We start from the raw sequence: 18,548 nt of genomic DNA, 5'->3' as shown, positions 1-18,548 counted from the left end.
TTATTTTTGACGTGCTTTTAAAATAGCCTCTACATCTTTCAAAGTAAATCCTTTTGCTTGCAGCAGAATAAGATAATGAAATAACAAATCGGCACTTTCGTTGAGAAACAAAGAGTCGTTTTCATCTTTTGCTTCTATAACAACTTCAATTGCCTCCTCTCCTACTTTTTGTGCTATTTTATTAATACCACCTTTAAAAAGTGATGCCACATAGGACGTGTCTTCATTTTGATTAGCTTTTCTATCTGTAATAACACGCTCCAATTCTGAAAGAAAACCAAAATTAAATTCATTGTTTTCGTTCCAACAGGTATCCGATCCTGTATGACAAGTTGATCCTTCTGGTTTTACGGAAACTAATAAAGCATCTTGATCACAGTCCACCTGAATTTCTTGAACTTCTAGAAAATTACCGCTACTCTCACCTTTAGTCCATAACCGATTTTTTGAGCGACTGAAAAATGTAACGCGTTTTGTTTTTTGAGTTTTATTGAATGCTTCCTGATTCATATAACCCAGCATTAATACTGTTTTGGTAGTATAATCTTGAATGATTGCTGGTACTAATCCGTTTTCGTATTTATTAAAATTAATTATCATGATAAGCGAATGGGTATATTATTTTGTTGTAATTCTTTTTTTAATTCTAAAATATCGATAGTTTCAAAATGAAACACACTAGCTGCTAAAGCTGCATCAGCAAGCCCTTTTTGAAAAGTGTCTACAAAATGGGCTGTCGTTCCGGCACCACCAGACGCTATAATAGGAATATGTAATTCAGAGGATAAACGTGCTAATGCGTTATTTGCAAAGCCATTGTTGGTACCATCATGATCCATGGATGTGAAAAGAATTTCTCCTGCACCAAGACGTTCTACGGTTTTTGCCCATGTAAATAAATCCAAATCGGTTGGAATGGTTCCGCCTGCTAAATGGACTTTCCATTCGCCTTTAATTTGTTTGGCATCTATGGCAACAACGACACATTGACTTCCAAATTTATCAGATAATTCTTTAATTAATTCAGGTCGTTTAATAGCTGCAGAATTTACGGCTACTTTATCAGCTCCGGATTGTAATAGCAAGTCCACATCTTCAACGGAACTTACTCCACCTCCCACGGTGAAAGGTATGTTCACCTCCTTGGCAACTTGTAATACCATATCAATTAGTGTTTTCCGACCTTCTAATGTCGCTGAAATATCTAAAAATACGAGTTCATCAGCACCCGTTTGCGCATATTTTTTTGCCAGAGCTACGGGATCACCAGCATCTTTTAAATCGACAAAATTAATGCCTTTTACGGTGCGTCCGTTTTTAATATCCAAGCATGGAATGATTCGTTTTGTAAGCATAATTTCTAAATATAACGTGCTAAATCTTTGAGTTGAATTTTGTTTTCATAAAGTGCTTTTCCAATAATGACACCCTCACAACCCAATGCTTTTAAGGCGATGACGTCATCTATATTAGAAACACCTCCCGACGCAATTAGTTTAATAGATTGTCGCGCACTGCTATTCGTGCAAGCTTCCAACATGTTTTTATAAAGATTTAAGGCTGGACCTTCTAACATACCATCTTTTGAAATATCTGTACAAATTACATAGCGAATGCCCTTTTTTTGATAGCTTTTTACAAACGGAATGACCTCCTGATTACTCCGTTCCTGCCATCCACTAACAGCAATTGTTCCACCTGTTTCATTAGGGTAACAATCGGCGCCTAGTATTATTTTTTCCGATCCGTAGGTTTCTAGCCAGCCTGTAAATGTATCCGAATTCTTTACGGCAATACTGCCTCCTGTAATTTGCCGTGCGCCCGAATTAAAAGCGACATGTAAATCGTCGTCAGTTTTTAATCCACCTCCAAAGTCGATTTTTAAGCTTGTTTTTGACGCTAATAATTCTAAAACGCGATAATTTACAACGTGACTCGCTTTGGCGCCATCTAAATCCACCAAGTGCAAGTATTCAATCCCGGAATCTTCAAACTGTTTGGCGACTTCTAATGGGTTTTCGTTATAAATTTTTTTTGTATCATAATCACCCTTGGTGAGTCGGACGCACTTTCCACCTATAATATCTATTGCTGGTATAATTCTCATAATTTTATTTTTTTCAATCTGACTTTTAAACGCCAATTTTATAATTCTTTGAAGGCCTACTCAAATTACAATGCCAAAAAGTTTTTTAATAGTTGTTCTCCGGCCAAACTGCTTTTTTCTGGATGAAATTGAACACCGTAAAAATTATCTTTTTTTAAGGCAGAGGCATAGGCTATATCGTATTCCGTTAATGCTATGGCTTCCAAACAGTTTTCGGCATAATAACTATGAACAAGGTACATGTATTCATTCTCTTTTAGGGTCTCAAATAGCATTGATTTCAAGTTTGTAATGGTATTCCATCCCATTTGTGGGACTTTTACAGCATTTGAAAAGCGTTTTACCTCTGTATCAAATATTTGTAATCCTTTGGTGTTTCCTTCTTCTGAATAATTGCACATCAGCTGCATGCCTAAACATATCCCTAAAACAGGTTGCTTAAGTTTGGGTATAAGCACATCTAATTGTGTGTCTTTCAGTTTTTTCATAGCCGAACCCGCTTCTCCAACACCCGGTAAAATAACTTTATCCGCTGCTAAAATGGTTTGCACATCTTGGCTTAAAACAGCTGTTATTCCCAGTCGTTCAAAAGCAAATTGAATGCTTTTAATGTTTCCCACTCCATAATCAATAATTACAACATTCATTATAAAAGGCCTTTTGTGGTTGGTAAAATCATTTTTGTAACATCTCGTTTTACAGCCATCTTTATGGCTTTTGCAAACGCTTTAAAAATAGCCTCAATTTTATGGTGTTCATTGGTTCCTTCGGCTTTTATATTTAAGTTGCATTTTGCGCCATCTGTAAAGGATTTAAAGAAATGCATGAACATTTCGGTTGGCATTTTACCAATCATTTCACGATTAAAATCCGCTTCCCAAACGAGCCAATTTCGTCCACCAAAATCAATAGCAACTTGTGCTAAACAATCGTCCATTGGAATACAAAAACCATAGCGTTCTATTCCTAATTTACTCCCTAAAACCGTTTGAAATAATTCACCCAAGGCAATGGCCGTATCTTCAATGGTGTGATGTTCATCTACTTCTAAATCGCCTTCAACCTGAATATTTAAATCCAATTGACCATGTCTAGCTATTTGCTCTAACATGTGATCGAAAAATGCAATTCCGGTTTGAATGGAGCTTTTTCCTGTACCATCTATATTTAAATCAATTTTTATTGCCGTTTCATTGGTATTCCTTTCAATAGAACCAGTTCGTTCTTTTGCTTTCAATAACGTATAAATGGCTTCCCAATTATCCGTTTCTAATGCGATAAAAGGCTGTAAAGCGTCCACTTTCAGTGAAATTTCATTTGCTCCTAAATTAGCTTGACCATTAATTAAAATCCCTTTTGCGTTTAAATTTTTAGCCAATTCTATATCCGTTAACCGGTCGCCAATAACATAAGAATTTGCCAAATCATAATCTTCTGAAAAATATTTGGTAAGCAAGCCTGTATTTGGTTTCCGGGTGGGTACATTGTCCTTGGCAAAGGTTCTATCAATGAATTCTTCTTTGAAAATTATACCTTCATTTTTAAACGTTTCCATTATTAATTTATGAACTGGCCAAAATGTGTTTTCAGGAAATGCATTGGTTCCAAGGCCATCTTGATTGGTAATTAAAACCAATTCAAAATCTAATTCTTTCGCAATTCTGCCTAAATATTGAAACACCTGTGGATAAAATTCCAGTTTGTCAAAACCATCAATTTGCTCATCTTGCGGCTCTTTTATTAAGGTGCCATCGCGATCTATAAATAAAACTCTCTTCATATTAGTGACTTTAAAACGGTTAATAATTTGGTGTTTTCATTAGGTGTTCCAATGGTAAAACGCAAGCAGTTTTCACATAGCGGCTCTTTCGTTCTATTGCGAACAACCAGCTCATTTTCTATTAATTGTTGGTAACGTTTGTTAGCATCATCTACTTGAACTAAAATAAAATTAGCATCACTTGGATATCTTTTCTTAACGAAATTAATGTTTTGTATTGCTGAAAGCACACGGATACGTTCATCCTTAATCAGTTTAATTTGATTGGTTACTAGTTCTAAATTTTCTAATTTATTTAAAGCCGTGTTTTGCGTTAACTGATTGATATTATAAGGTGGTTTAATGCGGTTTAAAACATTTATAATTTCAGGCGAAGCCATCCCCATTCCTAAACGAATTCCAGCTAGACCATAAGCTTTTGAAAGTGTTTGAATCACAATGAGGTTTGGAAATTCAGCTAACCTACTGCTCCAACTTTCCTGTTCAGAAAAATCTATATATGCTTCATCAATTACAACGATACCTTTAAATTTTTGAAGTAATATTTCCATAGATTCTGCTTTAAAACTGTTGGCTGTTGGATTGTTTGGCGAACAAAGAAATAGTATTTTACTATTTGAATTCGATGTCTTTAAAATATCAGAAACGTTCGGTTGAAAATCCGTTTGTAAGGGAATTTTAATGGTTTCTATATTATTTAAATTCGCCAAAACTTCATACATACCGTATGTTGGTGGCAACAAGATTACATTGTCTTTTCCTGGTTCGCAAAAGGTTCTAAAAATTAAATCTAAAACTTCATCACTTCCATTTCCTAATAATAATTGATTGGGATTGCACTTTTTAATAGTTGACAATCGCCATTTTAAAGCAGACTGTTGCGGATCTGGATAGCGGTTTAAACCTGTTTCAAAGGGGTTTTCATTTGCGTCTAAAAAGGTCATGCTTTTTTCAAAATCCTTAAATTCATCGCGAGCTGATGCATAGGGTTTCAGCTTGAGGATACTGGGTCTTATTAAATTTTGAATGTTCATGATTGCAAGTCTTTTAAACGGATGGATACGGCATTTTTGTGGGCTTGCAAACCTTCGGCTTCTGCCATAATTTCAATAGCATTTCCTATGTTTTTGATTCCTGTTTTTGTAATTTTTTGAAAGGTAATTGCTTTAGTGAAACTGTCTAAATTTACACCAGAATAGGATTTACTAAAACCGTTTGTTGGTAAGGTGTGATTGGTTCCAGATGCATAATCGCCAGCACTCTCTGGCGTATAATTCCCAATAAAAACAGAACCAGCATTTTGAATGCCATCCACAAAAAACGCATCGTTTTCGGTACAAATAATAAAGTGTTCTGGCGCATAGGCATTAATAAAACTCAGGGCGTCCTGATTACTAGAAAATATTATGGCTTTAGAGTTTGTCATTGCTTTTTCCGTTATAGACTTTCGCGGTAATTGTGCCATTTGTATCGAAATTTCCTTCATGACGTCATTAATTAGCGTTGTAGATGTTGAGACTAAAACCACTTGACTGTCCGAACCATGTTCAGCTTGACTTAACAAATCAGCAGCCACATATTTAGGAACAGCTGATTCATCCGCAACAACCAGTAATTCACTGGGGCCAGCTGGCATATCTATGGCCACACCAAATTTAGTTGCTAATTGTTTAGCTACGGTTACGAACTGATTCCCTGGTCCAAAAATTTTATAAACAGGTTGTATCGTTTCCGTACCAAAGGTCATAGCTGCAATAGCCTGAATACCACCAACTTTGTAAATTTTAGTTACACCACATAAATCCGCTGCAAAGAGAATTTCATCAGCAATTTGTCCCGATTTATTGGGAGGCGAACACAAAACTATTTCTTCACAACCAGCTATTTTTGCAGGAACAGCTAACATTAAGACTGTTGAAAATAAAGGTGCTGTACCGCCTGGAATATATAATCCTATTTTTTGAATAGCTCGTTTTTCCTGCCAACACAAAACACCCGTTTCGGTTTCAATTTCAATTTTTTCTGTTTGTTGTGCCTGGTGAAAACGTGTAATATTTCGTTTAGCTAATAAAATGGCTTCCTTTAATTCGGTACCAACTTTCATTTTGGCGTTCTGAATTTCTTCAGGTGAAACCAACAGCTTGGAAAGTTTTACACCATCAAAAATATCGGTGTACTTTAAAACAGCGGCATCACCTTGTTGTTGGATATCTTTAAATATTTCAGTTACGGTTGTTTCAATATCAGCTACTGAAGCTGTTGGACGTTTTAATAAGTCCTTCCAAACCTTATTTTGTGGGTTTTCTACTACTATCATAATACCATATTTTCAATTGGACATACCAAAATTCCTTCGGCTCCAGCTATTTTTAATTCGTCTATTATTTCCCAAAAATCATTTTTATCAATCACGGAATGTAGGGAGCTCCATCCTGATTCTGCCAATGGCAACACCGTTGGACTTTTTACACCCGGTAAAATTTGAATAATTTTTTCTAGCTTTTCATTCGGGGCATTAAGCAAGACATAACGCGATTTTCTAGCTTTTAGAACTGATTGCAATCGGAATTGTAGTTTATTCAAAACATCTAGTTCCTCTTCATGAATTTTTGGAGAAACGGCCAAAACGGCTTCGGACTGAAGTAACACTTCAACCTCTTGCAAATTGTTTTTAAATAAGGTACTACCGCTAGAAACAATATCCACAATAGCGTCTGCTAATCCAATATTAGGCGCAATTTCAACAGAACCATTAATGATGTGAAGTTGAGCTTCCAAATTGTTATTTTTTAGGAAAGTAGTCACCGTATTTGGGTAGGATGTGGCAATACGTTTACCGTTTAAATCCTGAATTCCAGAATAGGTTTCTGATTTTGGGATGGCTACTGATACACGACAGGATGAAAATCCTAATTTTTCAACTATAGAAATATTATTTCCATTTTCAATTAGTATGTTTTCGCCAATAATAGCGGCATCAACAACACCATCAACAAGGTATTGTGGAATATCACCATTTCGGAGGTAGAAGACTTCCAAAGGGAAATTTTTGGCAGATGCCTTTAATTGATCCCGACCATTATCAATTGAAATACCGACTTCTTTCAGGATTTTCATGGAATCGTCATGTAAGCGACCCGATTTTTGAACAGCAATTTTTAATTTTCTCATAACATCTATCACGTATGTGAGCTTTTTTTAAGTTAAACTTGAATGATGTTTGAGTAAACCAGAACGAGAAGAAATCCGAAAGGATTAAAATGCAAAAACCCGCTTGAGATACTCAAACGGGTTTTTTAATATGTTGATTTTATTCAATACATTTTCAGCCTGCTTGAGTGCACGTATGAAAATGATGATGATGAAATTGAATAAAACTCATGTCTTTTTTTGTTTGAACAAAGGTTTGTAAAATTATTTTATAAAACCTAACAAACTTCGTTTTAATTTTAAATTAATTATTGATTTCCTAAAATAATTGGTAATCCCGAATCTCCTGAACCTATTACAATAACCTTACTATTAGGTGATTCTGATAGCTTAACAGTTGCCTCAATACCTTTATCTTGTAAAATTTTCTCATTAAGTGAAGCACTTAAAATTCTGTTGGCATCCGCTTTACCTTGGGCATCAATAATACGTTTTTCAGCTTCTTTTGCAGCAGTAACCAATCTAAATTCGTATTCTAAAGACTCTTGTTCTTGTTTTAATTTACGTTCAATAGCATCTTTAATTGTAGCGGGTAAGGTTACGTCACGCACTAAAATTTCATTTAATTGGATGTATTGATCCTTAACAATTTTTTGAGTTTCTTCAAAAATTTCTTGTTGAATAGCATCACGCTTGCTAGAATATAATTGCTCTGGTGTGTAACGACCTACAACCGATCTTGCTGCAGAACGAATGGCTGGTAAAAGCACACGCTCCTTATACATTTCACTTTTTTCTTGGTGCAATTTACCTAAACTTTCATAAGCTGGTTGAAACCAGATAGAAGCTTCTAATTTAATATCTAAACCGTTTGACGATAGTACATTCATACGCTCTACAAGTTCTTGTTGACGTACTTCATATACAAAAACCTTATTCCAAGGCGCTACAATATGAAACCCTTCACCTAAAGGTGGTTCATCAGTAACCACACCATCATCAAAAGTTTTATAAAGCACACCCGCTTCACCAGAACCAATAGTGACAGCCGATTTGGCAACTAAAACGATTAAAATAACAAGTACTACAATAATAGGTAATCCAATTTTCGGTAATTTTTCCATAGTTTTTTATTTAAATTAAACCTTTATACTTCCGATAAAACCATTCAGCCGAAAGGGCTAAAATTACTAGTCCTAAAAGGTATTTCCAGTCAATCAAAGATACGGTTTTTTTAGTACTTTTTTCAATTGTTGCATAGCGTTTATCTGCCAATAAATTCGCGCTCAAATCTGCTAACTGATCTTTAAAATATACTGTAGCGTCTTTAGCATTAGCAACTTGCATTAATTTTGCTACATTGGCATTTGTAAATTGTTGTTCAATGTTATAATCTAATATCTTAAATGATCCGGATTTAGATATATTACTCGTATTTGCCGTAACCGTAAACTTATAATTTGCAGCTGGCAGACTACTTAAATCGGCCTCATAATTATTGTTTTTGAGTACCAAAGGAATGGTTTTACTTTTATTTGATGTTTCATCAGTTACTTTTATTGAAAGTGTTTCGCGATTATCAAATTCATAATTTTTATTAAAATATTGTGCTTGAAAAACGACGTTGGTATTACCATCATAAAACGATTGATAAGACAGACTCAAGCGCTCTCTGCGTTTTTCAGATGCTAGATATTGTACCATTTTGCCTGTAAAATCATCAAAACTCTTGAAATCCGTATTGTTTAAATAACTTTGCGCACGCCATTTCCAAATATTCTCACCTAAAAGAATAGCTTCTCGCCTATTTTGGTTTTCAAAACTAACTAATAAAGGTTTGTCTGTAGAAACACTTCCTATCTGTTTATATAACAATGTTTGAAAAGGCACTTTCATATTGAGGTTTCCAAAAGCACCTTTTAAAGGTGGAAAGGTTTCAAAAGCAACATCTGGTATTATAAACTCCGAATAATTCGGGTTAATTACAGCCAGATAATTTTCCGATTGTGAGACCAGATCATGTTGATAATCAGCGCTAACACTATTTAAAAATTGCCAATTGGTTTGGGATCCTGAAATAACAAACCGATTCCGATTATCAGAATTCAACTTATTGAAAACGGCTTGGAATCGCACATTTGGTTGATATAGAATGGCTAATTGAAATTCATCCATTTTTGTTAAGTAAGCGGTGGGTTTTAGAATACTTACCGTTCGTTGTTCGTTGCTTTCAATACTTTTTTTAAGCGCACCTAAATCTGGATGCAAAATATCGCTTACGATGGCAATATTGGTTTGTTCATCAATAACTTCAATTGCAAAATTCTTACTATTGTTAACCGTATTTTTTTCGTTTAAAATAGCTTGAATAGATGCTTGATATGCAAAAACACCAATCTGATTAGCTGTTAACGTGGTTTGGATAATTTTAGAGTTATTGGTTTTACTAAAGGAAATGTTTTCTGAATAAAGAGTTGTAGATCCCGTGGTAATTTTAAATTCGGATGTTATTGGTTCATCACCATTATAAACCAGGATAACTTCTATGGGAAATTTATTTTTATAAAATGCGTATTTATTTACATTCAGTTGTGTAATTTTTAAATCCACGTGGGAAGTTGTATCACCTACAATAATTGGATAAATAGGCTGCTTGTAGCTTTTAGCCGTGTATTCGTAATCTGCACCAAAAGTTTGGTTTCCATCTGTTATTAAAATGGTTGGCGAAACCGTGTTTTTATAAATAGTTTCAAGTCCTTTAATGGCTTTTGAAATATTAGTCTGTTTGGTGTTAAATTCTAATGAATCATTACGTGAAATATCATCACTAAATGCATAGAAATCGATATTGAATTTTTCGTTTAAACCTGTATTATTTTTTATAGCGCCGATAATTTGTTGCACACTATCCGATTGATTCAAAAACGCTATAGAATTAGAATTATCGATAGCAACAACCAAATTTGGCTTTTCATTATAAAAGGTTTCCGAATCTAACTTCGGATTAACCAATAGCAGTAGTATTGAAAAAATAGTAACAAACCGCAAACCCGCCAAAATACTATTAGTCCGCGTCCGTTTTGACTTATACACATACTGAAAAAGCGCTAATAATAGCGCTATAATTCCAGATAGGATAATGTATATTATGGTTAAGTTTGTCATGGATTATGTTAGCATACCACCATCCACATTTAGTGTTTGTCCTGTAATGTAGGCAGACATATCACTAGCCAAAAATACGCATGCATTGGCAATATCTTCAGGTGTTCCGCCACGTTTTAAAGGAATAGTACTACGCCATCCTTTTACCGTTTCTTCATCTAATTTTGCGGTCATTTCCGTTTCAATAAATCCAGGTGCAATTACGTTGCTTCTAATATTTCTAGAACCAAGTTCCAAAGCTACAGATTTTGAAAAACCAATCATTCCGGCTTTAGAAGCTGCGTAGTTAGTTTGACCGGCATTTCCTTTAACACCAACCACAGAACTCATATTAATGATGGAACCTTTACGTTGTTTCAACATGGTGCGCTGAACTGCTTTGGTCATATTAAAAACGGATTTTAAATTGACTTCAATAACTTTATCAAAATCATCTTCACTTAAACGCATGAGCAGGTTATCCTTGGTTATTCCCGCATTGTTGACTAAAATATCAATACTACCAAATTCCTTGGCAACATCTTCGGCTAATTGTTGCGCTTCATCAAAACTAGCAGCATTACTTTTATAGCCTTTGGCTTTTATTCCAAGCGCATTCAGTTCATTTTCAAGTTCGTTTGCGGCTTCAACAGAAGAACTATAAGTAAATGCAACATTTGCACCATGTTTTGCAAAAACTTCGGCGATACCACGACCAATTCCTCTACTTGCTCCTGTAATTATGGCTGTTTTTCCTTCTAATAATTTCATAATTCGCTGATGTGATTAGTTGTTTGTCAAATATAATAAATACAAGTTGCATGAAATAAAAAAACCTTACAAGATTTTGTAAGGTTTTTAACAGTTTTATTAGGTTAAATTAACCCATAACTTCTTTTACTTTTTTGCCTATTTCAGCTGGAGAATCTACTACGTGAATACCACATTCTCTCATAATTTTCTTTTTAGCTTGCGCCGTATCATCACTACCACCAACAATGGCTCCAGCATGACCCATAGTACGTCCTGCAGGTGCAGTTTCACCAGCAATAAAACCGATAACTGGTTTTTTACTGCCACTTGCTTTATACCAATGTGCAGCATCTGCTTCTAATTGACCTCCAATTTCACCAATCATTACAACGGCTTCTGTTTCTGGATCGTTAATTAATAATTCAATAGCTTCTTTAGTTGTTGTTCCAATAATTGGATCACCACCAATACCAATAGCTGTTGTAATACCTAGACCTTGTTTTACCACTTGATCAGCAGCTTCATAGGTTAACGTTCCTGATTTAGACACAATACCAATCGTTCCTTTTTTGAAAACAAAACCTGGCATAATACCTACTTTTGCTTCGCCTGGCGTAATAACGCCTGGACAGTTAGGACCAATTAATCGGCAATCTTTATCTTTTATGTAATGAGCCGCTTTAATCATATCGGCTACAGGAATTCCTTCGGTAATAGTAATAATCACTTTTATTCCAGCATTAGCAGCTTCCATAATGGCATCAGCAGCAAAAGCTGGTGGCACAAAAATTATAGAAGTATCAGCTCCAACTTTTTCTACAGCTTCCTGAACTGTGTTAAAAACAGGTCTGTCTAAATGGGATTGCCCACCTTTTCCTGGTGTAACACCACCAACAACATTGGTTCCGTACTCAATCATTTGGCCAGCGTGAAATGTTCCTTCACTACCTGTAAATCCTTGAACTATTATCTTTGAATCTTTATTAACTAAAACGCTCATCTAAGTTTAATTTTTTATGTTTTTAAAACGTGACAAAAGTAATGTTTTGCCACCTATTTGTAAAGAGTTTTTATAAATTTATTTTAGAATATGCGCCTGAATCTAAACTATCGGTATCCGCAGGTTGACTAATCTCAAAAGTACGATGAATTTGATTGTCTATTATGTGATGAATACAGATGTAATGTGCAATTGGCATTTCTTCGCCTTGGGACTCAATTGTGTTTGCATATAAGGTATGTCTAGAGGTTACTACATCATCTTCTTCCAATAAGTGGGTTATTTCAAATCTTAAATTATTATATGATTCCCTGACACTTTTAAAAAAAGCAGTTATCCCGCTAAAATTCATTTTAGTATAGCCTCTGCTACTATTCCAGTGAATGACGCAATCTTTATGATAAAATTTATCTATTAACGTTTCATCATTTGCTAAATCTGATTCGTAGTACGATTTAATAAGCGCTTTTGAAGTCATTTATTTATGTTTTAATTGCTCAATTATTTTGGGTAATTGCTTAATATTAGCCATTTCCTTCATGACTGCTCGTGCTTCTTGAGCTGGTGTTCCCCAATACGTTTTATTTCCTGGCAAGGATTTACTAATTCCTGATTGAGCATGAATAACTGCTTTTTCTCCAATAGTAATACCACTTGCACAGCCTACTTGTCCCCAAATAGTTACTTCATCTTCAATTATTACACATCCTGCAATTCCCGTTTGTGACGCAATTAAGCATTTCTTTCCAACCATGGTATCATGACCTATTTGAATTTGATTATCCAATTTAGAACCTTCTCCAATCGTGGTATCACCCGTTACCCCTTTATCAATCGTACAAAGTGCACCTATGTCTACATAATCCTTTATAACCACACGGCCGCCAGAGATTAAAGGATCAAATCCTTCTGGACGCTTTTTATAATAAAACGCACTAGCTCCTAATATAGTTCCTGCATGAATAGTTACATTATTTCCAATAATGGTATCATCATAAATAGTAACGTTGGAATGTATAACACAATTGTCGCCTATAATAACATTATTACCAATAAAGCAGTTAGGTTGAATGATAGTATTTTTTCCAATTTTAGCCGAATCTGTTATAGCAGATGTTGCCGGTTGAAACGGTTTAAAATGTTTGGTGAGCTTGTTGAAATCGCGAAACGGATCATCACTAATTAAAAGGGCTTTCCCTTCTGGACAAGTAACCTCTTTATTAATTAGAACAATGGTAGCAGCAGAATCTAGTGCTTTATTGTAGTACTTTGGATGATCTACAAAAACAATATCTCCAGGTTCTACGACATGAATTTCATTCATACCAAGCACAGGAAAACTAGGGTCACCAATATAGTTAACATCAATTAACGAGGCAATTTCTTCTAAAGTATGTGGTTTTGGAAACTTCATATTTCTATAATTAGCAATCAGTATTTTAAAACTAACTGTTTTACTAATTTTTATTCTTTTACGCGCTCTTTATAAGTCCCTTTATCGGTTTCAATTTTAATTTTATCACCTTCATTTATAAAAAGTGGCACATTTACCTCTGCTCCTGTTTCCACTGTTGCAGGCTTGGTAGCGTTGGTTGCTGTATTTCCTTTTACACCTGGTTCAGTATGTGTTACTTCTAATATAACACTAGCTGGCATTTCAACAGAAAGCGGCATATTGTCCTCCGTATTTATTAATACGGTAACTACTTCACCTTCTTTCATTAAATCAGCTCTATCCAAAGCGGCTTCTAATAAACGAATTTGTGTATAATCTTCTTGGTTCATAAAATGATAAAATTCACCATCATGATATAGAAACTGAAACTTATGTGTTTCAACACGCACATCTTCAATTTTATGTCCCGCCGAAAAGGTATTTTCCAATACTTTTCCTGATGTTACACTTTTCATTTTAGTTCTTACAAACGCAGGACCTTTTCCCGGTTTTACGTGTAAAAATTCAATTATTTTATAAATATCATGATTATAACGAATACATAATCCGTTGCGAATATCTGATGTTGTTGCCATTTTACTTGTTTATTTTTAATTAGATTTGAAGTAACCCTTCATAATACCACGTTGCGAATCTTTTATAAATTGCAAAATTTCATCACGCTCATGGGTTGCTTCCATTTCAGCTTCAATGATTTCAGCTGCTTGTGTATTATTATAATTTTTTTGATATAGAATTCTATAAATGTCCTGTATTTCGGTAATTTTTTCAGTTGTAAAACCACGACGTCTTAAACCTACTGAATTAATTCCAACGTAGGATAAAGGTTCACGAGCTGCTTTAACAAATGGTGGTACATCTTTTCTTACTAAAGAACCACCTGTTACAAATGCATGGTTTCCAATTGAGCAGAATTGATGAACAGCTGTCATACCTGCTAGAACCACATAATCGCCAACATTAATATGACCTGCAAGTGTACTATTATTAGAAAAGATACAGTTTTTACCAACAATGCAGTCATGCGCTATGTGGCAATAGGCCATAATTAAACAATTATCACCAATAACGGTTTTCATTCTATCTGTTGTTCCACGGTTAATAGTAACACATTCCCTAATGGTCACGTTATCACCAATTTCAACTGTGGTATCTTCATCTTTATATTTTAAATCTTGAGGTGTTGCTGAAATTACAGCTCCCGGAAAAATATTACAATTTTTACCAATACGAGCGCCTTCCATAATGGTTACGTTACTTCCTATCCAAGTTCCCTCTCCAATAATAACATTATTATGAATAGTTGTAAAGGGATCAATTACGACATTTTTAGCTATTTTAGCTCCTGGATGTACGTATGCTAGTGGTTGATTCATTTTATACTAGAATTAATTAATTGGTAAAATTATTTAGCAAGTTATGTTTAAAAAACTGCATTTAGTATTATTATTTAACTTTTGAAATTTGCGCCATTAATTCGGCTTCCGCACATAGTTTTCCATTAGCATAAGCATAACCTTGCATGTGACAAATACCACGACGTATAGGTGAAATTAAATCGCATTTAAATATTAATGTATCTCCTGGTACGACTTTTTGTTTGAATTTTACATTATCTATTTTCATAAAGAATGTCAAATAATTTTCTGGATCCGGAACGGTACTTAATACTAAAATACCACCTGTTTGTGCCATAGCTTCAACAATTAGAACACCCGGCATAACTGGTGCGCCTGGGAAATGTCCTGCAAAAAAGGGCTCATTCATGGTTACGTTTTTCATACCAATAACGCCAGAATCTGTTAATTCGAATATCTTATCAATTAACAAAAACGGTTGTCTATGTGGCAACATATTCATTATTTGATTTACGTCCATTAACGGCTCTTTATTCAAATCAATATTCGGCACATTATTACGACGCTCATTTTTAATAATCTTACACATTTTTTTTGCAAATTGTGTGTTTACAAAATGACCTGGCTTATTAGCAATAACCTTACCTTTAATATGTGTTTTTATTAAGGCTAAATCGCCAATAACATCTAATAATTTATGTCGTGCCGCTTCATTTGGATGATGCAATGTTAAATTATCCAAGATTCCATTAGGTTTTACAGAAATGGAGTCCTTATTGAAAGCTACTTTTAGTTTCTCCATGGTTTCTGGAGACAATTCTTTATCAACGTAAACAATGGCATTATTTAAATCGCCACCCTTAATAAGTCCGTGTTCTAAAAGTGTTTCAATTTCATGAAGAAAGCTGAAGGTTCTAGAATCTGATATTTCAGCTTTAAATTCAGCCATATTTTTAATGGACGCATTCTGTGTTCCTAAAACTTTAGTGCCAAAATCCACCATAGTAGTCACTTGGTACTCTTTGGCAGGCATCACTAGAATTTCACTTCCGGTTTCTTCGTCTGTATAAGAAATGACATCAGTAACCTCGTAAGCTTCCCTGAAGGCTTCTTGTTCTACAATGCCAGCCTTTTCAATAGCTTCAACAAAAAATTTAGATGAACCATCCATAATCGGTGGTTCGGCTGCATCAAGCTCCAAAATAGCATTATCAATGCCCATACCAACAAGCGCTGCCAAAACATGCTCGCAGGTTTGGATTGTAACGCCATTTTTTTCAAGACATGTACCACGCTGCGTATTAGTTACGTAAACAGCATCAGCTTCTATAATTGGGCTACCTTCCAAATCAATGCGTTTAAACGCAAATCCAAAATTTTCAGGAGCAGGTTTAAACGTTAAGGTTACATTATTACCTGTGTGTAAACCAACGCCTTTAAGCGAAACATCACTAGCTATGGTTTTCTGTTTGATATCCGTATTAATTATTCCCATCTAATTTTTTTTCTATCTCGTTTACTGATTTAAATAATTTTGGTAAATTTTTAAAATGCACATAGGATTTATTCCAATCGCTATAATTAAATGAAGGCGAGCCTTGTAAAACCTCATTATCCTTAATGTTTTTACCAATCCCAGATTGTGCCTGTATTTTAACATTATTACCTATGGTAAGGTGTCCTGAAATACCAACTTGGCCTCCTATTTGACAATTTTCACCAATTTTGGTTGAGCCAGCAATTCCCGTTTGCGCAGCAATAACAGTATTTTTTCCAATTTCAACATTGTGCGCAATTTGAATTTGATTATCCAGCTTTACACCTTTTCTAATAATTGTAGAACCTAAAGTGGCACGATCTATCGTGGTGGCTGCACCAACATCCACAAAATCTTCCAAAATAACATTCCCTATTTGCGGTACTTTATGGTACTCCCCTTTTTCATTTGGGGTAAATCCAAAACCATCAGCTCCAATAATAGCGCCTGAATTAAGAACGCAGTGGGAACCAACCAAACAATCTGAATAAATTTTTACACCAGCAAACACAATCGTATGATCCTTAATCACCACATTATCGCCAATATAACTATTGGGAAAAATTTTAACATGATTACCTATTTCTACATTATTTCCAATGTACGAAAATGCACCTATATATATGTTTTCGCCTAATTTAGCAGAATCAGAAATAAATGTTGGCTGTTCTATTCCAGATTTGTTTAATTTAACCTGGTTATAATATTCCAATAATTTTGAAAACGCTTTATAGGCATCATCTACCTTTATTAAAGTAGTGTGAATATCTTTCTCTGGAATAAAGCTTTTATTAACAATTGTAATAGAAGCTTTAGTTGTATATATATAAGGTGTGTATTTAGGATTAGAAAGAAAGGTTAAAGCGCCTGCCGCTCCTTCTTCAATTTTAGATAACCTGGAAACTTCAATAGTAGAGTCGCCAACAATTTCACCTTCTAAAATACCTGCTATTTGTTCTGCTGTAAAATTCATTGAAAGCAAAAATAGAAAAAATGTATTACATTTTATCTTTAGGATAACATATATAATATTTTGTGACTGGTTTTGACAGTGCTTTTAGGTTTAATTGGTCTGAAGCTTTTACTATATTTTGAATTTTACCCGATTGAAATAAGACGTTTATCGGCTGGCTATCTTGTTCATAAGCCTGATTGGAAATGGCACCAGTAAAAACAAAATAGGCCGCTTCATGCTCTGATACCTTATATTGTTTCATTAATTTATTTATATGCTTCTGAAGCTTTTCCGGCTGTACGGGATTCTTTTTTAGCTTCACCTTTAATAATTGCCTGTTAATAATCATTTCGCATAAATTTTTTAAAACAAAATCATCGTGATATTGCCAAGCTTTCATTGCCATTATAATATCATAATCATCTAGTTTAGAAAATGTATCTAAAGTCTCGTTATTAAAATTAGCAATTTGTATATCATTCCGTAAAAAAAACTGTAACGGTTTACTGGCTTCTAAAATAACACCTTGTTGGGTAAGTTCTTTAGCGCGTTGTAAAACACGCATTAATAACTGTTCGGCAACCAAACCTGTTTTATGCAAATACACTTGCCAATACATAAGACGTCTGGCAACTAAAAACTTCTCAATGCTGTAAATGCCTTTTTCTTCCACTACTAATTCGTCATCCACCACATGTAGCATGGTAATTAATCGGTCACTATTAATATTACCTTCGGCGACACCTGTATAAAAACTATCACGCTTTAAATAGTCGGCTCGATCCATATCAAATTGGCTCGAAATTAACGCACACATAAAGGGTCTGTTGTATTCGCCCTTAAAAATTTGGATGGCAAGCGTTAAACTTCCGTTAAATTCGGCGTTTAAAACCTCCATAAATTGAAGCGAAATATGCTCATGACTCACACCATTTACAATACTATGCTCCATGGCATGAGAAAAAGGTCCATGACCAATATCATGCAAAAGTATGGCTATGTACAAGGCATTTTCTTCAGCTTCAGATATTTCAACCCCTTTAAAACGAAGCACTTGAACAGCTTTCTGCATTAAATGCATACCGCCCAAAGCATGATGAAAACGCGTGTGATGTGCGCCAGGATAAACTAAATAAGATAAACCCATTTGGGATATTCGGCGAAGGCGTTGAAAATATTTATGATTGATTAAATCGAAAATCAGCGCATTTGGAATGGTAATAAATCCGTAAATTGGATCGTTAAATATCTTGAGTTTGTTTTTTGTCTGCAAGCTTGCTATCATAATATTAATATATAAACAAATAT

At 34.6% G+C, this 18,548-nt stretch carries 19 protein-coding genes; all 19 read right to left on the bottom strand.

Going from position 1 to position 18,548, the window contains the following annotated elements:
- Positions 1-600 carry a bifunctional phosphoribosyl-AMP cyclohydrolase/phosphoribosyl-ATP diphosphatase HisIE gene (gene hisIE / locus ACN0QX_RS00800; protein ID WP_417195068.1) on the bottom strand — a complete coding sequence of 200 codons (600 nt, stop codon included), beginning with the start codon at positions 598-600 and terminating at the stop codon, positions 1-3.
- Positions 597-1,355, bottom strand: a complete 759-nt coding sequence (hisF, locus tag ACN0QX_RS00795) for an imidazole glycerol phosphate synthase subunit HisF (protein ID WP_417195067.1) — start codon at positions 1,353-1,355, stop codon at positions 597-599. The genes hisIE and hisF overlap by 4 nt, the downstream gene beginning before the upstream one ends.
- A 5-nt stretch (positions 1,356-1,360) precedes the next feature.
- Positions 1,361-2,107: a 1-(5-phosphoribosyl)-5-[(5-phosphoribosylamino)methylideneamino]imidazole-4-carboxamide isomerase gene (gene hisA, locus ACN0QX_RS00790; RefSeq protein WP_376859719.1), complete on the bottom strand. Its 747-nt coding sequence runs from the start codon at positions 2,105-2,107 to the stop codon at positions 1,361-1,363.
- A gap of 65 nt (positions 2,108-2,172) precedes the next feature.
- Positions 2,173-2,754, bottom strand: a complete 582-nt coding sequence (gene hisH, locus ACN0QX_RS00785; RefSeq protein WP_417195065.1) for an imidazole glycerol phosphate synthase subunit HisH — start codon at positions 2,752-2,754, stop codon at positions 2,173-2,175.
- A complete protein-coding gene (gene hisB / locus ACN0QX_RS00780) occupies positions 2,754-3,887 on the bottom strand; it encodes a bifunctional histidinol-phosphatase/imidazoleglycerol-phosphate dehydratase HisB (protein WP_417195064.1) in 1,134 nt (377 codons plus the stop codon). The genes hisH and hisB overlap by 1 nt, the downstream gene beginning before the upstream one ends.
- Positions 3,884-4,921 (bottom strand): histidinol-phosphate transaminase, encoded by a 1,038-nt coding sequence (hisC, locus tag ACN0QX_RS00775; RefSeq protein ID WP_248399546.1) that lies wholly within the window; start codon positions 4,919-4,921, stop codon positions 3,884-3,886. Before hisC ends, hisB begins: the two co-directional genes overlap by 4 nt.
- The gene (gene hisD / locus ACN0QX_RS00770; protein ID WP_417195063.1) at positions 4,918-6,204 is read right to left on the bottom strand and encodes a histidinol dehydrogenase; all 1,287 of its coding nucleotides are present in this window, start codon (positions 6,202-6,204) and stop codon (positions 4,918-4,920) included. The genes hisC and hisD overlap by 4 nt, the downstream gene beginning before the upstream one ends.
- Positions 6,201-7,058, bottom strand: a complete 858-nt coding sequence (hisG, locus tag ACN0QX_RS00765) for an ATP phosphoribosyltransferase (RefSeq protein WP_417195062.1) — start codon at positions 7,056-7,058, stop codon at positions 6,201-6,203. Before hisG ends, hisD begins: the two co-directional genes overlap by 4 nt.
- A 287-nt stretch (positions 7,059-7,345) precedes the next feature.
- Positions 7,346-8,161 carry a prohibitin family protein gene (locus tag ACN0QX_RS00760; protein ID WP_248399540.1) on the bottom strand — a complete coding sequence of 272 codons (816 nt, stop codon included), beginning with the start codon at positions 8,159-8,161 and terminating at the stop codon, positions 7,346-7,348.
- A gap of 10 nt (positions 8,162-8,171) precedes the next feature.
- Positions 8,172-10,202: a VWA domain-containing protein gene (locus ACN0QX_RS00755; protein ID WP_417195061.1), complete on the bottom strand. Its 2,031-nt coding sequence runs from the start codon at positions 10,200-10,202 to the stop codon at positions 8,172-8,174.
- Between the two features lie 3 nt (positions 10,203-10,205).
- Positions 10,206-10,952, bottom strand: coding sequence for a 3-oxoacyl-[acyl-carrier-protein] reductase (gene fabG, locus ACN0QX_RS00750; RefSeq protein WP_248399536.1), 747 nt, complete (start codon positions 10,950-10,952; stop codon positions 10,206-10,208).
- A 109-nt stretch (positions 10,953-11,061) separates the two neighbouring features.
- Entirely contained in the window at positions 11,062-11,934 is an 873-nt protein-coding gene (sucD, locus tag ACN0QX_RS00745; protein WP_248399534.1) for a succinate--CoA ligase subunit alpha, read from the bottom strand.
- 70 nt (positions 11,935-12,004) lie between these two features.
- Positions 12,005-12,412: a nuclear transport factor 2 family protein gene (locus tag ACN0QX_RS00740; protein ID WP_248399532.1), complete on the bottom strand. Its 408-nt coding sequence runs from the start codon at positions 12,410-12,412 to the stop codon at positions 12,005-12,007.
- Complete coding sequence (locus tag ACN0QX_RS00735; RefSeq protein ID WP_417195060.1) at positions 12,413-13,348, bottom strand: UDP-3-O-(3-hydroxymyristoyl)glucosamine N-acyltransferase; 936 nt, start codon at positions 13,346-13,348, stop codon at positions 12,413-12,415. It abuts the gene before it with no gap.
- A gap of 50 nt (positions 13,349-13,398) precedes the next feature.
- Positions 13,399-13,965 (bottom strand): elongation factor P, encoded by a 567-nt coding sequence (gene efp, locus ACN0QX_RS00730; RefSeq protein WP_248399527.1) that lies wholly within the window; start codon positions 13,963-13,965, stop codon positions 13,399-13,401.
- A 15-nt stretch (positions 13,966-13,980) separates the two neighbouring features.
- The gene (gene lpxA / locus ACN0QX_RS00725) at positions 13,981-14,766 is read right to left on the bottom strand and encodes an acyl-ACP--UDP-N-acetylglucosamine O-acyltransferase (protein ID WP_066247995.1); all 786 of its coding nucleotides are present in this window, start codon (positions 14,764-14,766) and stop codon (positions 13,981-13,983) included.
- 70 nt (positions 14,767-14,836) lie between these two features.
- Positions 14,837-16,243: a bifunctional UDP-3-O-[3-hydroxymyristoyl] N-acetylglucosamine deacetylase/3-hydroxyacyl-ACP dehydratase gene (locus tag ACN0QX_RS00720; RefSeq protein WP_417195059.1), complete on the bottom strand. Its 1,407-nt coding sequence runs from the start codon at positions 16,241-16,243 to the stop codon at positions 14,837-14,839.
- Positions 16,230-17,258, bottom strand: a complete 1,029-nt coding sequence (gene lpxD / locus ACN0QX_RS00715) for a UDP-3-O-(3-hydroxymyristoyl)glucosamine N-acyltransferase (protein ID WP_248399525.1) — start codon at positions 17,256-17,258, stop codon at positions 16,230-16,232. Before lpxD ends, ACN0QX_RS00720 begins: the two co-directional genes overlap by 14 nt.
- Positions 17,259-17,283: 25 nt before the next feature.
- On the bottom strand, positions 17,284-18,513 hold the full coding sequence (locus ACN0QX_RS00710; RefSeq protein WP_248400613.1) for an HD domain-containing protein: 1,230 nt from the start codon (positions 18,511-18,513) through the stop codon (positions 17,284-17,286).
- Between the last annotated feature and the right edge of the window lie 35 nt (positions 18,514-18,548).

Origin of the sequence: Bizionia sp. (assembly GCF_048259285.1) — a bacterium.
Classification (GTDB): Bacteria; Bacteroidota; Bacteroidia; order Flavobacteriales; family Flavobacteriaceae; genus Algorimicrobium; species Algorimicrobium hallyeonense.
This window is presented reverse-complemented; position numbering and strand designations above follow the sequence as displayed.

What these genes read in the sequence shown, in the direction of transcription:
- hisIE (WP_417195068.1), bottom strand. Translation starts at nt 600, where the DNA reads ATGATAATTAATTTTAATAAATACGAAAACGGATTAGTACCAGCAATC.
- hisF (WP_417195067.1), bottom strand. Translation starts at nt 1,355, where the DNA reads ATGCTTACAAAACGAATCATTCCATGCTTGGATATTAAAAACGGACGC.
- hisA (WP_376859719.1), bottom strand. Translation starts at nt 2,107, where the DNA reads ATGAGAATTATACCAGCAATAGATATTATAGGTGGAAAGTGCGTCCGA.
- hisH (WP_417195065.1), bottom strand. Translation starts at nt 2,754, where the DNA reads ATGAATGTTGTAATTATTGATTATGGAGTGGGAAACATTAAAAGCATT.
- hisB (WP_417195064.1), bottom strand. Translation starts at nt 3,887, where the DNA reads ATGAAGAGAGTTTTATTTATAGATCGCGATGGCACCTTAATAAAAGAG.
- hisC (WP_248399546.1), bottom strand. Translation starts at nt 4,921, where the DNA reads ATGAACATTCAAAATTTAATAAGACCCAGTATCCTCAAGCTGAAACCC.
- hisD (WP_417195063.1), bottom strand. Translation starts at nt 6,204, where the DNA reads ATGATAGTAGTAGAAAACCCACAAAATAAGGTTTGGAAGGACTTATTA.
- hisG (WP_417195062.1), bottom strand. Translation starts at nt 7,058, where the DNA reads ATGAGAAAATTAAAAATTGCTGTTCAAAAATCGGGTCGCTTACATGAC.
- ACN0QX_RS00760 (WP_248399540.1), bottom strand. Translation starts at nt 8,161, where the DNA reads ATGGAAAAATTACCGAAAATTGGATTACCTATTATTGTAGTACTTGTT.
- ACN0QX_RS00755 (WP_417195061.1), bottom strand. Translation starts at nt 10,202, where the DNA reads ATGACAAACTTAACCATAATATACATTATCCTATCTGGAATTATAGCG.
- fabG (WP_248399536.1), bottom strand. Translation starts at nt 10,952, where the DNA reads ATGAAATTATTAGAAGGAAAAACAGCCATAATTACAGGAGCAAGTAGA.
- sucD (WP_248399534.1), bottom strand. Translation starts at nt 11,934, where the DNA reads ATGAGCGTTTTAGTTAATAAAGATTCAAAGATAATAGTTCAAGGATTT.
- ACN0QX_RS00740 (WP_248399532.1), bottom strand. Translation starts at nt 12,412, where the DNA reads ATGACTTCAAAAGCGCTTATTAAATCGTACTACGAATCAGATTTAGCA.
- ACN0QX_RS00735 (WP_417195060.1), bottom strand. Translation starts at nt 13,348, where the DNA reads ATGAAGTTTCCAAAACCACATACTTTAGAAGAAATTGCCTCGTTAATT.
- efp (WP_248399527.1), bottom strand. Translation starts at nt 13,965, where the DNA reads ATGGCAACAACATCAGATATTCGCAACGGATTATGTATTCGTTATAAT.
- lpxA (WP_066247995.1), bottom strand. Translation starts at nt 14,766, where the DNA reads ATGAATCAACCACTAGCATACGTACATCCAGGAGCTAAAATAGCTAAA.
- ACN0QX_RS00720 (WP_417195059.1), bottom strand. Translation starts at nt 16,243, where the DNA reads ATGGGAATAATTAATACGGATATCAAACAGAAAACCATAGCTAGTGAT.
- lpxD (WP_248399525.1), bottom strand. Translation starts at nt 17,258, where the DNA reads ATGAATTTTACAGCAGAACAAATAGCAGGTATTTTAGAAGGTGAAATT.